Source organism: Streptomyces sp. NPDC059142, from assembly GCF_042755665.1.
GTDB lineage: Bacteria > Actinomycetota > Actinomycetes > Streptomycetales > Streptomycetaceae > Streptomyces.
In genome coordinates, this window is sequence record NZ_JBHZDA010000017.1 from 62,968 (window position 1) to 76,559 (window position 13,592).

The following is a 13,592-nucleotide window of genomic DNA, read 5'->3' on the forward strand; positions in this document are numbered from 1 at the left end:
ATACCCCAATAATAGGGGGGGCAGAGTAACATCTTTTAAATGGTCGGGTTCCCGGGGACGGGGGCCGGGGTTCAACACACGGCGGGCCCGGGGGGCCGGGCCCCCGCGGGGCGCCCACATTCTTCGACTACGTCCGACCCCGTGCGGAGGGGCGGAACGTCAGTCCGTGACCTCGATACGGCCGCCCTGCGCCGTCCCGTTGGCCCCGGCGTCGGGGGCCGCCGCGGCCGGGCCGGCGGACCCGGCCGCCGGGGTCGTCGTCAGCGACTTCCCGGCCCCCACGCCCTTCAGCAGCTCCGCGAGGTCGACACCCGTGGTGGAGCTGAGGAGTTCGACGCCCTGGGCGACGTTGTCCGCGACCGTACGGGCGAGCTGGCCCGCGCCGTCCGTCGAGATGACCGTCATCTTGTCCACCGCGCTCAGCGGCTCGGACGCCTTGGCCACCACCGACGGCAGGACCTCGACGAGCATCTGGAGGACGGCCGCGTCGCCGTACCGCGCGAACGCGTCCGCCTTCTTGTGCATGGCCTCCGCCTCGGCCGACCCCTTGGCGGCGATCGCGGCGGCCTCCGACTCACCCTCGATCCGCACGGCGGCGGCGAGCGCGGCGCGGTGCGCCTTCTCGCCCTCACCGGTCAGACGGGAGCGCTCGGCGTCCGCCTCGGCCTGCTTGACCAGGGCGATACGGCGCGCCTCGGCCTCCTGCTCGGCCTGGTAGCGCGCGGCGTCGGCGGGCTTGCGCACCTTCGTGTCCAGCTCGCGGTCGGTCAGCGCGGCCTGGCGCTCGGCCACCTTCTCCTGCTCCATCAGGACGTCCTGCTCGCGCGCCGCCTGGGCGAGCGGGCCCGCCGCGGCGGCCCGCGCCACGGCCTCGTCCGTCTCGGCCTTGATCTCGGCCTGCTTGAGCTGGAAGGTCCGCTGGGCGATCGCGATCTCTTCCTCGGCCTTCAGCCGGGCCTGCTCGGCGGCGCGCCGCGAGACGGCCTCCGCGATGTCGGCCTCCTGCTTGGCGCGGGCGGCCTCGGGACGGCCCAGGTCCTCCAGGTAGGAGCCCTCGGTCGTGATGTCCTGGATCTGGAAGGCGTCCAGCACCAGGCCCTGCCCGGAGAGGCTGGCCTCCGCCTCCTCCGCGACCTGGCCGGCGAAGGCCGCGCGGTCGCGGATGATGTCCTCGACCGACATCCGGCCGACGATGGAGCGCAGCGCACCCGAGAGGACTTCCTGGGTGAAGCCGACGATGCCGCCCTGCTGCTGGAGGAAGCGCTGGGCCGCGGCCCGGATGGAGTCCTCCGTACCGCCGACCTTGACGATGGCGACGCCTTCGAGGTTGGCCTTCACACCGCGCAGGGTGACCGCGCCGCGTACCGCGATCGGGATGTGGCGGCTGGACAGGTCCAGGGTGAACTTCTGCTGGACGAACGGGACGACGAAGACGCCGCCGCCCACCACGACCTTCTGGCCGCTGTTGTCGATGGAGATCCGGCCTGTGTCGGGATCGGTCGACTTCTTGCCGCGCCGGCCGGTGACGATGAACGCCTCGCTGGGGCCCGCGACCTTGTAGCGCGTGATGACGACCAGTGCCAGCAGAACGACGAGTACGACGATCCCCAGCACGGCGATGACGACTGGACTCATGGGGCTCTCTCCCTTGCCTCCCGGGGGACGGCAGATCGGAACGGTTCGCACGGCGATGGTGCGTTATGTGCCGCGCAATGTACTGGGCGTGGGGAGTGTGCCGGTGAGGCGACCGGTCGGTGACCGGTCAGCGCTGGACCGGGCGTACGGAGACGGAACTCGCCGAGAGCGTCGCCTCCACCCAGACCTCCGTGCCGTACGCCACCGGCTCCGCGCTCTTGGCGGAGAACTTCACCGGCTGCCCGCCGAGCCGCAGCAGCACCTCGCCGTAGCCGGTGGCCGGAATCGCCGTGACCACCGTGCCCGACGACCCCACGAGGTCGTCGCCGCGCGGGGTGACGGACGTCTGGTCGCGCATCAGCGCCTTGCTGAACTTCCAGGTCAGCCAGCCGGCACCGACTCCGGCCGCCGCCCCCACAGCGACGGCCGGGCCGGTACCGAGTTCGGTGGTGCCGAGGACGAGCGCGCCGCCGAAGCCGAGCATCGACACGAACCCGGCGATCACGGGCAGCGACAGGAGACCGTCGAAGAGTCCGTCCAGGACCCCGACCCCGTCGAAGAGCCCTTCGAGCACCCCGTCGAAGATCAAGGACAGGACGAGCAGCACGATCCCCGCGATGCCGATACCGAGAAACAAGGTCATCGGAGCAACCTCCCCCACTGGCGCGATGTCCTCGGCCAGAGCCCTATCGTCGCATGTTCGACCGGAACCCGACATTGCCGTTTTCCGGCAGTCTTAACGCGTTCTTAATGCCGGTAGCCGTGCCGTGGCCGTGCCGTGGACTTGCCACAGCCCTTCCGCAGCCGCGCCGTGGCGGTTCCGTGATGTTTCCGTGATGGTGCTGTTCGCCATGTCACGGCTCAGAAGGTTTTGTCCGGCCAGTCCATGAGCCTGGCCCCGATCACGGCCGTCTGCAAGGCATAACGGTGCATCGGATCGCCCGGATCGGCACCGGTGAGCCGGTGGATCCGCTCCAGGCGGTACGTCAGCGCGCGCACGCTCAGCGACAGCCGCCGCGCCGCCTCCGCCGCCACACACCCCGCGTCGAAGTAGACGGAGAGCGTTTCGAGCAACGGCCCGGCCCCGCCGCGCGCCGCCTCCAGCGGGCCGAGCGTGTTGAGCACCAGGTCCGTCATCGCCTGCCGGTCACGCGTCAGGACCGGGTAGACCAGCAGATCGGCGGCGCGCAGCACCGGGCCGTCCAGATCGAGCCGTTCCGCGAGATCGAGCACGCTCAGCGCCTCCTCGTACGACTGCACCACCCCGCCCACCCCCGGCTGCGGCCGGCCGACCGCGACCCGGCCGCCGTCCGTCGCCGCGAACGCCTGCTTGGCGAAGTACGTCAGCACCTCGCCCTGATCCCCGGGCGCGATGCACACCAGCCGCCCCGCCTTGGTCGTGAGCAGCACACTGCGGTCCCCGAACCGTCCGATCAGCGCCTGCTCCACGGAGCGCGGTACGGCGTCCTCCTCGTCGTACGCCACCCACCCCTCCGCGACCGCCACGGCGTGCTCGTACGACAGCCGCAGCCCGAACCGCTCGGCGCGCTCCGCCAGCCGCCCCAGATCGCTGCGCCCGTACAGCAGGTCGTCGATGAACTCCCGTCGGGCGGCGGCCTCCTGGCGTACGGCGAGGCGCTGCGCCCGCTCGTACCCCTCGGCGAACGCGTCCACGGCCTGTTCGACGGCGGCGAGCACGCTGTCCGCCGCGCCGCCGTCGCCCCCGCCGACCGGCCAGTGCTCCCGCGCCGCCGACAGATGCGCCCCGACCAGCGCCCGCAGGGCGAACCCGGCCTCCGCGGCCTGTTCCCCCAGCTCACGGCGGGCGAGCAGCTCCTCCCGGGTGAGTCTGCGTCCGGTGGCGGCGACGGCCACGAGGATGCGGGCGTACCCCTCCATGTATGCGTCGGGTATCCCGTGCCCTGTCACGCGTGCTCCCGGCCTGTCGTCGACTTTCGAGGGACCGGAACCGGCCCCCGCCTTTCTAGCAAGGATTCCTCAAGGGTCCGTCAAGGCTTCCGTCCGCGCGACGGGGCACGCATGGAGAGCACACGCACACAGGGGAGCACGAGCACAGTCCGTCACACACTCACACGTACTTCGGGGGAATCATGTCTGTGTTGGGTACGTCCGTCGCACCGGTGCCGATGGCGGTGCCGGTGCCCGTCGAGCCGGTGCCGGTGGAGAACCGTCAGTGGCTGACCCTGGTGGAGCGCAAGCGGGTCCTGGCCGTGGCGCACACCGTCACGTACGCGAAGCGCCTGCTCGACGTCCTGGCGCTGCTGGAGTCCGACTTCCGCGTGCAGGTGGTGTTCACGGCGCCGCCGCACGCCTTCGGCGGTGAGGTGCCGCAGTTCCTCGCCCGGCTCGGGAGCCCGCTGCTGCCGTGGGACGAGGCCACGAGGACCACGTTCGACCTCGCCCTCACGGCGGGGCCGCGCGGTGTCGAGCAACTGCGCGCCCCGCTGATCACACTGCCGCACGGCGCCAACTACGTGAAGCGGCTGACCGGCGGCCCGGACGCGGGCGTGGCCGGGCTGCGCCGGCGCGACCTGGTCCCGGGCGGGGTGATGCCCGCCGCCGTCGTCGTACCGCACCACGAGGACCTGCGGGAGCTCCACCGCCACTGCCCGGAGGCCCTGCCGGTCGCCCATGTCGTCGGCGACCCCGTGCACGACAGGATCACGGCGAGCCTGCCGCTGCGGGCCGCGTACCGCCGGGCGCTCGGTGTCGGCAAGAAGCAGAAGCTGGTGGTCGTCGTCTCGACGTGGGGCCCCCGGTCGGCGTTCGGCGGGTTCGAGACGCTGCTGCCGCGGCTGATCGGGGAGTTGCCGCCCGAGCGCTACCGTACGGCCGTCCTCGTCCACCCCAACGTCTGGGCGGGACACGGGCCGTGGCAGGTCAAGGCGTGGCTGGCGCGGTGCGTGCAGCGCGGGGTCGGTCTGGTACCGCCCGAGGCGGACTGGCGCAGCGTCCTGATCGCCGCGGACCATGTCATAGGGGACCACGGATCCGTGACGCTGTACGCGACGCTCACCGGAGCCCCGGTGCTGCTGGCCTCCTCGCCCGAGCCGGAGATCAACCCGGCGTCCCCGGCCGCCGCCCTCGCGGTCACCGCCCCCGCGCTCTCCCCGGCCCATCCGCTCGCCGACCAGCTCGACTACGCGGCGGCCGAGTACCGGCGGGACGAACACGCGGCGATCTCCGCGCGCATCACCTCGGAGCCCGGCCGTTTCAACCGGAACATGCGGCGCCTGATGTACCGGGTCCTGGGCCTCGGGCAGCCGGCGCACGAGCCGGTGACGGTCCCGCTGCCGGACCCGAGCCTTCCGGACACCTGGGGAGCGCGCGCGGGATCGGGGCCGGGATCGGGCGCGGGGCCGGGACGGCGGGAGGTGTCGGCGTGAGGGGCTTCGTCGCACACTTCGTCGCCGTCGACTGGGCCGGACCGTACGGTACGGGGCCCTGGGCGCCCGTGGACGGTACGGTGCTGGCCCTGCCCGGCCGGGCGCTCGTCGCCCGTACCGCCCCTGCCCGCGCCGCGGCGGGGTGGTGCGCCCCGCCGCTGGACGAGCATCTGGCCGTCGACGCCGACGCCTGCCGGGATCCGCGCCGGCTGGAGTGCGCCGACGTGCTCCAGACGGGCCGGGCGCGGCCGGCCGACGGTGCGCTGCGGTGGCTCGCGGAGATCCGGGCCGCCCACCCCGGCGCCCGGCTGGTCGCGGCGCCGCTCCCCGGCGGCGGCTGGGTGGCGGCCGGGGCGGACGGCGACCGGTGCGCCGTACTCCCGCCCCGGGGGACGGACCCCCGCCGTACGCGGCCGGGGTGGTCGCTGGTCCCGTCGTGTCTGCACGGGTGGCTGGTGGCGGGCCACTCGCTGCGTGAGCTCTGCGAGCCGCGTGAGCCGTACGAGCTGCGTGAGCCGTACGAGCCGCGTGAGCTGTGCGAGTCGCGGGAGCGGTGCGAGCCGCGCGATCCATGGGACCCGCGCGAGCCGTGCCTCAACCGGCCCCACGGGAAAGGAGGCTGAGCCGCAGCCTGCGGGCGTCGGCCGGGCTGGTCGTCTCGTAGAGCGCGAGCGCCCGGACGTGGTGGTCGGCCGCGCCGGTGTCGCCGTCCGCGCCGCGGTCCAGGGCGCAGTCGCCCAGCATCTCCAGCGTCCGCGCCTGCCAGTGCACGGCCCCGGAGGAGGTGAACACGGCCAGCGCCGCCTCCAGTTCGGCCACGCCCCGCGCGTGCGCCCCGGCGGCGGCGCGGGCGCGGCCCAGGAACGCCAGGGCGCGGGCCGCGTCGTGCGGGTCTCGTACGGCGACCAGGCCGTCGTGGGCGTGGCCGAAGAGAGCGAGGGCGCCCGCGTGGTCGCCGCCGGCGAGGGCGAGTTCCCCGAGCACGATCCGCGCCAGCGCCGCGCCGCGCGGATAGCCGCACCCCTCCCAGACCTCGACGGCACGACGCAGATACGGGCCCGCCTCGGCCGGGCGCCCCGCCTCACGGTGGCAGGAGCCGAGCCCCAGCAGGGCCTGCCCCTCGTCCCGTACGTCGCCCGCCTCCCGCGCGGCGCCGAGGGAGGCCGTGTACCAGTCGGCCGCGTCCTCGGTCCGCCCGGCGGCGCTCAGGCCGATGGCCCCCGAGTTGAGCATCTGCCGTTCGCCGTCCCTGTCGCCCGCGCGCCGGGCGGCGTCCCGGCCGATCGCGTGGGCCTCGATCCACAGGTCGTAGTGGCGCAGACGCAGAAAGAGCGGCCAGAGGGCATCGACGAGTTGCCAGCACATCGCGTCCCAGCCGCGCTCCGCCGAGGCCCGCACGGCGGCCATCAGATTCATCCGCTGGGCGTCCAGCCAGCCGAGCGCGCCCACGTCGTCGGTGTACGGCAGCGGCGGCGGCTCCGACTCCGGTTCCGTGCCCGATTCCCTCCCCGATTCCGTCCCCGGGGGCGGGCCGTAGGTGCTCCGTAAGGTGAACTGGGCGGGCGTCAGCCGCCGCTGGGCCTCCGTCGCCGTACGCAGATACCAGTCGCAGACCCGGCGCAGCGCCTCCTCGCGGGCGGCTCCGGTGTCGTCCGCGACCGCGCGGTCCCGGGCGTGGATACGGACCAGGTCGTGGAAGCGGCAGGTCTCCGGGCCGATGTCCTCGACCAGATTGGCCTCGATCAGTTCGTCCAGCCGACGCTCCGCCCACTCCAGCGGCTCGGCGCAGACCGCGGCGGCCGTCCACGCGTCGAAGGTACGTACGGGCAGCACCCCGAGGCGCCGGTAGAGGAGCGCGGATTCGGTGGACAGCACCGCGTACGACACGTCCAGGGCCTTGCGCACGGTGGCTTCCCCTTCTCCCGCCGCGTCGATCGCGGCCAGTCGGCCGGCCTCGTGGGCCAGTGCGTGGGCGAGTGCTCTCAGCGGTTGCCGGGGTCTCGACGCCAGCCGCGCGGAGGCGAGGCAGAGGGCGAGGGGCAGACCGGCGCAGAGGGCCACCACCTCCCGGGCGGAGGGCAGTTCGTCGGCGACCCGCTCGGCGCCGATGCCCTGCGCCAGCAACTCCACGCCCGCCGAGGCGCCGAGCATCCCCAGGGGATGGAACCGGGCCCCGTCCAGCCGCAGCCCGGTCAGCCGGCGGCGGCTGGTCACGACGACGAGGGTGCCGGGACCGCCGGTGAGCAGCGGTCTCACCTGGGCGGCGGTGAGCGCGTTGTCGAGCACCACGGCGAGGCGCAGCCCGGCGGAGCGCGACCGCCAGAGCGAGGCCAGCTCCGCCAGGTCCGCGGGGACCGACCGGGCGCCGAGCGCCCGCAGGAAGTGCCCCAGGACCTCGCCGGGCCGCACCGGGTCGCCGACCGAGTGACCGCGCAGATCGGCGTACAACTGGCCGTCCGGGAAGTCGGGTTGGAGTTCCCGCAGCCAGCGCGACACCAGGGTGGTCTTGCCGATCCCCGCCGGGCCCGTGACGACGATCAGGGGGCGCTCCCCGTCGCCCGCGCGCAGGGCGTCGAGTGCGGCCAGATCGTCGCGCCGGCCGGTGAAGTGGGACGGCACGGGCAGCAGTTGCCGTGGCATCGGCGGTGGCGCGCCGTCCACGGCCGCCGCGTGCAGATGGATACCGCCCTCCACGGAACCGGCCTGCACCGTCGGCCCGTACAGCCGCGCATCGCCGCCGACGGTGTTGCCCCGGCCCTCCTCGCGCGCTCCGTCCATACCGCTCGCCCCCCGTCGCTCGCTGCCTGTGGTCCTACCCAGGCCCCCACCCGAACGATGCGGCGCGCACGGACGCTGTCTGGCGGGCGACCTCCCTTCGTGCCATGCTCAGGTGAAATTGGGCGATCCAGCGGGGGGCGCTGGTGGATTTCCACTTACTCGGGCCTGTGGGACTCCGGCTGGACGGGCAGCGGCTGGAGCTGGGATCGGACAAGGAGCGGGCGGTGCTCGCCGCGCTCGCGCTGGACGCGGGGCGTCCCGTCTCCATCGACAGGCTCATGGGCCGGCTGTGGGACACCGCACCGCCCGAGAACGCACGCGCGAACACGCATACGTACGTGTCGAGGCTGCGCCGCCATCTGCGCCGGGCCGGGGACGGGCCGGGCGCCCCGCGTATCCACACCCGTGCCCACACGTACGTACTGGAGGTGGACGCCCAGCACATCGACTGGTTCCGCTTCCAGCGACTCGTGGCGCGGGCGGCCACGTCGGTCACCGGCGGGGACGACGAACAGGCGCTGTCCCTGCTCACCGGCGCGGAACAGCTCTGGCAGGGCGAGGCGCTGGCCGGGCTGCCGGGCGAGTGGGCCATGAGCGTGCGCAGAACCCTGGCGGAGCGCCGCCTCGCCGCCACGGTCTCCCGTAACGCCGCCGCCCTGAGAACGGGCCGCTTCACGGATCTGGCCGACGAACTCCCCGCCCTGGCCGAGGAGCACCCGGGCGACGAGGCGATCGCGGCGCAGCTCATGCTGGCGCGGTACGGCTGCGGGAGATACACGGAGGCGCTACGGGTCCACGAGCGGATCCGCCGGCTCCTGGTGTCGGAGTACGGCTCGCGCCCCGGCGCGGAGCTGAACCGGATCCACCGGGGGATCCTGGAGCGGGTGGCGCCGGGGGAGTTGGTACGGAGCGTGCTGGGCACCCCGGGAAACGGACACACCCCGGGGCGCACGACCGGCACGCGGCCCGGCGGGGCGCGCGCCGACAAGGCGCCCTCGGCACTCCGCTCCTCGTCGACCGCCGCCTCCGCTCCCGCCCCCGACTCCGACGCCGCCCCCGGCTCCGGCCCCGACTCCGCCCCCGCGCCGTCGCCCCCGTCGCAGCCGTTGCCGCCCCGGAACCTGCCGCACCAGTCACCGCTGGTCGGCCGGGGGCAGGAGTTACGGGCGCTGAGCGCGCTGGCCGACACGGCGGCGACGGACGCGTCGGTCATCACCCTGGAGACGGTCAGCGGCATGGCGGGGGTGGGGAAGACCGCTGTCGCTCTCCACACGGCGCGCCATCTCGCGCCCCGCTTCCCCGACGGCCAGATCTATCTCGATCTGCGTGCGCACTCGTCCGTCCAGGAGCCCTTGGCACCCGACGCGGCTCTGGCCACGCTGTTGCGCCTGTTCGGTACACCGGCCGAGACCATACCCATGGGACTCGCGGAACGTACCGCGCTGTGGCGGTCGACGCTGGCCGAACGCCGGGCGGTCATCGTTCTCGACGATGCGGCTGGCGCGGCGCAGGTCACGCCGCTGCTCGCCGGGGAGTCGGGCTCACTGACCATCATCACCAGCCGCCGCCACCTCGCGGGTCTTCCGTATGCCCGGTCGATTCCGTTGGACGTCCTGCCGACAGGTGACGCCATCACCCTGTTCCGCAGGTTCGCGGGGGAGGATCGCACGCAGGACATCCAGGAGGTTGCCCGGATCGTTCGCCTGTGCGGCTATCTTCCGCTCGCGATCGAGCTGGTCGCCCATCGCTTCAGGGTCCGTTCGTCCTGGACGCTGGCCACGCTGCGGGAGCGCCTGGCCCGTCCGTCCGGGCGGCTCGGAGAGATCCGGGACGGCGAGCAGGAGGTGGCCCGAGCCTTCGACCTGTCGTACCGGACGCTCCCCGACGCACAGCGCGTCGCGTTCCGCAGACTCGGGCTGCATCCGGGTGCCGATTTCACGGCCGATGCGGCGGCGGCACTTCTGAACCTTTCCAGGGATGCGGTGGAGAGGCTGCTGGAAGCCCTCCTGGCCAGTCATCTTCTGCGCGAACCGACACCTGATCGGTACGAATATCATGATCTTGTGCACGAATTCGCTCGAACTTTGGCGATGTCAGAGGATGGCGAACAGCAGTGTGAGGAAGCGGTATCCCGTGTGATCCACTTCTATGTGGATGCGGCCGACGCGGCGGACCGCCTTGTGTACCCCCGCCGGATACGTCCGGAGCCGGGGAGCCGCGGTTCCGTTGTGCAACTGCCGCAATGGCCGGCCGCAGAGGATGCGAAGTCCTGGTTCACCGCCGAGCGCGGCAATCTGTTGGCGGCCGAAAACTATGCACGTACTCATGGTCATCCCGAACAGGCCGCCCAACTCGCTTATGAAGCAGGGGGGTTCCTGGAGGGTGACTGTCACTGGCAGGACGCTGTGAGCATCCTCCGGCATGCCGTCGCCCACTGGTCCCGCACCGGTGAGCGGCCGGCTCTGTGCCGTGCGCTGCTCTGTCTCGGTGCCGTGCAGGCGAACACCGGGCACTACCCGGAGGCCGCGCGGACGGGCGAGCAGGCCCTGGAGCTGGCCCGTGGGATCGGCGACGCCGACGCCGAGGCGGAGGCGTACCGGACCTTGGGCGCCTTGAACTGGCATCTCGGCGAGAATCGCAGGGCGCTGGTTCTCTTCCAGAACTCCTTTGCCGTGAAGTCACAGACGGGCGATGCCTGGGACCGGGCGCGCGGATACAACAACATCGCGGTCTGCCTGCTTCACCTGGGAGAGCACTCCCGTGCGCTGGAACACTTCAGGAATGCGCTGGACGCTTTCACCGAGGCGGACGACCGAGTCGCCATGGGGAAAACGTTCACCAATATGGGAAACCTCTATCTCCATGCGGGAGAAATGGCGCTCGCTCGCCATTCGTTCGAGCGGTCGATATCCCTTCTCGATCCGATCGGAAATCGATACGACCGTGCGACGGCGCGAGGGAACCTCGCCAACGTTCTCGTTGTCGCGGGTGAGATGGATGCGGCTCTTCCGCTCTATCGGGAGGCCATCGACGAATTCCGCTCCCTCGGCGATCGGAAAAGCTTGGCAGACGTCCTGATCGGCGTGGGTGAGGCACACCGGAAGGCTGGGGACCCCGAAAAGGCGGCCGGGTTCCATCGCGATGCGCTGCGGATCGCCGAGGCGATCGGTGCGGCCGGGCAGGAGACGCGTGCGCTGCGGCTCCTGGGGCTCGCGTACTTCGAGACGAGATCCCTCGGCCCCGCGGCCGACCAGCTCCGTGCGGCTCTGCTCACGGCCTTGCGCACCCATGACGCCGACGAGGAGGTCAAGTCGCGGTGCCTGCTCGCCGAGGTGCGGCTCGCGGCCGGTGACGCCGACGAGGCCCGGTCCCTGCTCCGGCAGGCGCTGGACTCCGCGGCGCGCCTGCCCGATTCCCAGGTGACGAACCGGATAAGCAACCGATTGCTTGAAGTCGCAAAGGAAATCGGGCAGGCTGACGATCGCTGAACCGCGTTCGCGCGGTAAGTGGCTTCCTTATTGTGGAACTCGTACAGGCGTGGCCATTTCCGTTGGTGCGGTAGGGTCTTCTCCCGTAAGCGATCTTGCACCTCTAAGGAGAAGAGCCCGCGTGAGCAAGACCCGTTCGATTACTGCGGCAGCCGCGCTTATCGCTGTTCTGGGGCTGGGGGTGTACGGGGCTCTCGACGTGCCGGAGTCCGGAACGTACACGGAGGCCGCAGCAGTCACCAACGGATGCATAATCATCTCCACTCCGACAGGAACGTCGGCCACCGCCTGACCTTCCCGCCCTGAGTCACACTCCGGCCCGGAGCCCGTTTCTCACCCAGGAGGAACCACCGGGGTGGCCGCACCGGTCACCCCACCCCCACCCGCGAGCCGGGGGCGATGCGTTCCCAGGCTGCGAGTCGGAGCACGGCGGTAGCGTGCTTGATCTTCAGGGGTCGCGTCTTCCGTTGCCGAACCGGGTGAACCGACCACGCCTGCGCGTACTTCTTGGAGATACCGGTTCCGTTGCTCCTGCTGTACCACCTGGTCAAGGGGCCGCTTGCGGTGGCGCCGAGAGGTCAGACGCGGAGCAGGTCGGTCGAGACCGTCCAGAGGCGCTCGGCGGTGGCGGGATCGAGCGCCCATTCCTTGACACCGTGCGGGTGCTGCGCGAGGTCGGCGTCGTTCGGCACGGTGTATGCCTCTTGTGCATCGTCGAGGTAGTGGCCTCCGGAGTGGGCGAACTCCGGGGCGACGGCCGCGACGATGCTGGTGGCGGCCCCCTGCTCGACCGTTTTGTACGTGAAGACTCCGGCGGCTTCGGCCGCATCGAGCGACTCCTTCTGTTGCGTGGTGAAGTTCCGCTGCAGTCCCGTCGCGACACCGCCGGGGTTCACCGCATGGGCGACGATGCCGTAGGACGCCCAGAGGCGAGTCGCCTCGACGGCGAAGAGAGAGTTCGCCGTCTTCGACTGGGCGTAGGCAATCTGCGGGTCGTAGCTGCGACGCTCGAAGTGGAGGTCGTCGAAGTCGATGCCGGAACGCATGTGCGCCGTCGAACTGACCGAGACGATCCGTGCTCCGTCGCGGTCGGCCGCTCCCAGGGCCAGGGCGTCATGAAGGCCGGTGGCCAGGGCGAAGTGGCCAAGATGGTTCGTCGTGAATTGCAGCTCCCAGCCCTCACGCGTTCGTTCGAGGCCACCGGTGACCACGCCCGCGTTGTTGATCAGCAGGTGAAGCGGGCCGCCCCACGCGTCGACGAATCGCGTGACGGTGGTCCTGTCGGCAAGGTCGAGCCGGACGACTCGGGGCCGGATCCCTCCGGTCGACTTCGTGATCGTCTCAGCGACGGCGTCACCCGCGGTCGTGTTCCGGACGGCGAGCGTCACCTCCGCCCCGGCGGCGGTCAGCACACGAGCCGTCTCGATCCCGATTCCGGAGGAAGCTCCCGTCACTATCGCGCGGACGCCGGTGAGGTCGACGCCCCGTAGTACCTCGTCCGCGGTGCTGGAGGCGGTGAAGGGGGTGGAGATGGGTTCGCGAGCAGCCATGGCGGTGACTATACGCACTAGACTCGATTTGTATAGTATGACTCCTGCTCGTATGCTCGTTCCATGAGCAGTCCCGATGTTGGCCACCCGCCGTCGACCGTCGCCGATACCGACCGTCGGACCATGGTTCTGGACTCCGCCATGGTCACGTTCGCGCGATTCGGTTACCGGAAAACCTCGATGGAGGAGGTGGCTCGGGCGGCGCACATCTCCCGGCCCGGGCTCTACTTTCTCTTCTCCTCGAAGGAGATTCTGTTCCGTGCTGCGGTCACCCAGGCCCTGGAGCGGGACATCACAGCGGTCGAACACGTCCTGGCCGACACCGGCCGACCGCTTCCGGCGCGCCTCGTCGAAGCGTTCGACCAGTGGGCGGGCCGCTACATCGGCCCGCTGACGCGCGACGTCTCAGTGGTCATCGAGGACAACCCCGACCTTCTCGGAGAGATCGCCGAGACCGCGCCGCGACGTTTCGAGGAACTGATCACAGGAGCGATCGCCGTCGAGTCAGGACGTGAGGCGGCCCCCCTTGTCGCACAGACGATGATCAGCGCATCGATCGGCCTCAAGCATCAGGCCGCATCGCGGGAGTTCTATCTCGAACGACTGGAGGCCGCCATCGGTCTCCTGGTGCGCTGAAGACGCCTACCGAGGCCGGGGGAGAGGGCCCGGCCGCCTTGTAGGGCCGCGGTCTCCCGGACGGCGACGGCAGGCCGCCCGATCGAGGCCGAATCGAC

General features: G+C 71.5%; 10 protein-coding genes. 5 read left to right on the plus strand and 5 right to left on the minus strand.

The features are described from left to right. Positions 1–159: 159 nt before the first annotated feature. From ACFXPK_RS09490 to ACFXPK_RS09500, 3 genes are all read right to left on the minus strand, one after another. The gene (locus tag ACFXPK_RS09490; RefSeq protein ID WP_384997360.1) at positions 160–1,635 is read right to left on the minus strand and encodes a flotillin family protein; all 1,476 of its coding nucleotides are present in this window, start codon (positions 1,633–1,635) and stop codon (positions 160–162) included. Between the two features lie 127 nt (positions 1,636–1,762). Next, positions 1,763–2,278, minus strand: a complete 516-nt coding sequence (locus ACFXPK_RS09495; RefSeq protein WP_384997358.1) for a hypothetical protein — start codon at positions 2,276–2,278, stop codon at positions 1,763–1,765. Between the two features lie 218 nt (positions 2,279–2,496). Further along, positions 2,497–3,534 (minus strand): PucR family transcriptional regulator, encoded by a 1,038-nt coding sequence (locus ACFXPK_RS09500; RefSeq protein ID WP_384997393.1) that lies wholly within the window; start codon positions 3,532–3,534, stop codon positions 2,497–2,499. Between the two features lie 248 nt (positions 3,535–3,782). Here ACFXPK_RS09500 and ACFXPK_RS09505 point away from each other — a divergent pair, with 248 nt between their 5' ends. Beyond that, a complete protein-coding gene (locus ACFXPK_RS09505) occupies positions 3,783–5,042 on the plus strand; it encodes a hypothetical protein (RefSeq protein ID WP_385073471.1) in 1,260 nt (419 codons plus the stop codon). Beyond that, a complete protein-coding gene (locus tag ACFXPK_RS09510; RefSeq protein ID WP_385073411.1) occupies positions 5,039–5,665 on the plus strand; it encodes a hypothetical protein in 627 nt (208 codons plus the stop codon). The genes ACFXPK_RS09505 and ACFXPK_RS09510 overlap by 4 nt, the downstream gene beginning before the upstream one ends. Here the strand turns inward: ACFXPK_RS09510 and ACFXPK_RS09515 are convergent. Beyond that, a complete protein-coding gene (locus tag ACFXPK_RS09515) occupies positions 5,637–7,820 on the minus strand; it encodes an ATP-binding protein (RefSeq protein ID WP_385073414.1) in 2,184 nt (727 codons plus the stop codon). The two genes, ACFXPK_RS09510 and ACFXPK_RS09515, sit on opposite strands and share 29 nt — an antisense overlap. A 167-nt stretch (positions 7,821–7,987) precedes the next feature. Here ACFXPK_RS09515 and ACFXPK_RS09520 point away from each other — a divergent pair, with 167 nt between their 5' ends. Both ACFXPK_RS09520 and ACFXPK_RS09525 read left to right on the plus strand, forming a co-directional pair. After that, a complete protein-coding gene (locus ACFXPK_RS09520) occupies positions 7,988–11,308 on the plus strand; it encodes a tetratricopeptide repeat protein (protein WP_385073416.1) in 3,321 nt (1,106 codons plus the stop codon). A gap of 121 nt (positions 11,309–11,429) precedes the next feature. Further along, positions 11,430–11,600: a hypothetical protein gene (locus tag ACFXPK_RS09525; protein WP_385073419.1), complete on the plus strand. Its 171-nt coding sequence runs from the start codon at positions 11,430–11,432 to the stop codon at positions 11,598–11,600. Between the two features lie 286 nt (positions 11,601–11,886). Here the strand turns inward: ACFXPK_RS09525 and ACFXPK_RS09530 are convergent, their stop codons facing one another. Next, entirely contained in the window at positions 11,887–12,858 is a 972-nt protein-coding gene (locus ACFXPK_RS09530; protein ID WP_385073422.1) for an SDR family NAD(P)-dependent oxidoreductase, read from the minus strand. 63 nt (positions 12,859–12,921) lie between these two features. Here ACFXPK_RS09530 and ACFXPK_RS09535 point away from each other — a divergent pair, with 63 nt between their 5' ends. Then, positions 12,922–13,494, plus strand: a complete 573-nt coding sequence (locus tag ACFXPK_RS09535) for a TetR/AcrR family transcriptional regulator (protein ID WP_385073425.1) — start codon at positions 12,922–12,924, stop codon at positions 13,492–13,494. Positions 13,495–13,592: the final 98 nt, after the last annotated feature.

What these genes read in the sequence shown, in the direction of transcription:
- ACFXPK_RS09490 (WP_384997360.1), bottom strand. Translation starts at nt 1,635, where the DNA reads ATGAGTCCAGTCGTCATCGCCGTGCTGGGGATCGTCGTACTCGTCGTT.
- ACFXPK_RS09495 (WP_384997358.1), bottom strand. Translation starts at nt 2,278, where the DNA reads ATGACCTTGTTTCTCGGTATCGGCATCGCGGGGATCGTGCTGCTCGTC.
- ACFXPK_RS09500 (WP_384997393.1), bottom strand. Translation starts at nt 3,534, where the DNA reads ATGGAGGGGTACGCCCGCATCCTCGTGGCCGTCGCCGCCACCGGACGC.
- ACFXPK_RS09505 (WP_385073471.1), top strand. Translation starts at nt 3,783, where the DNA reads ATGGCGGTGCCGGTGCCCGTCGAGCCGGTGCCGGTGGAGAACCGTCAG.
- ACFXPK_RS09515 (WP_385073414.1), bottom strand. Translation starts at nt 7,820, where the DNA reads ATGGACGGAGCGCGCGAGGAGGGCCGGGGCAACACCGTCGGCGGCGAT.
- ACFXPK_RS09530 (WP_385073422.1), bottom strand. Translation starts at nt 12,858, where the DNA reads ATGGCTGCTCGCGAACCCATCTCCACCCCCTTCACCGCCTCCAGCACC.
- ACFXPK_RS09535 (WP_385073425.1), top strand. Translation starts at nt 12,922, where the DNA reads ATGAGCAGTCCCGATGTTGGCCACCCGCCGTCGACCGTCGCCGATACC.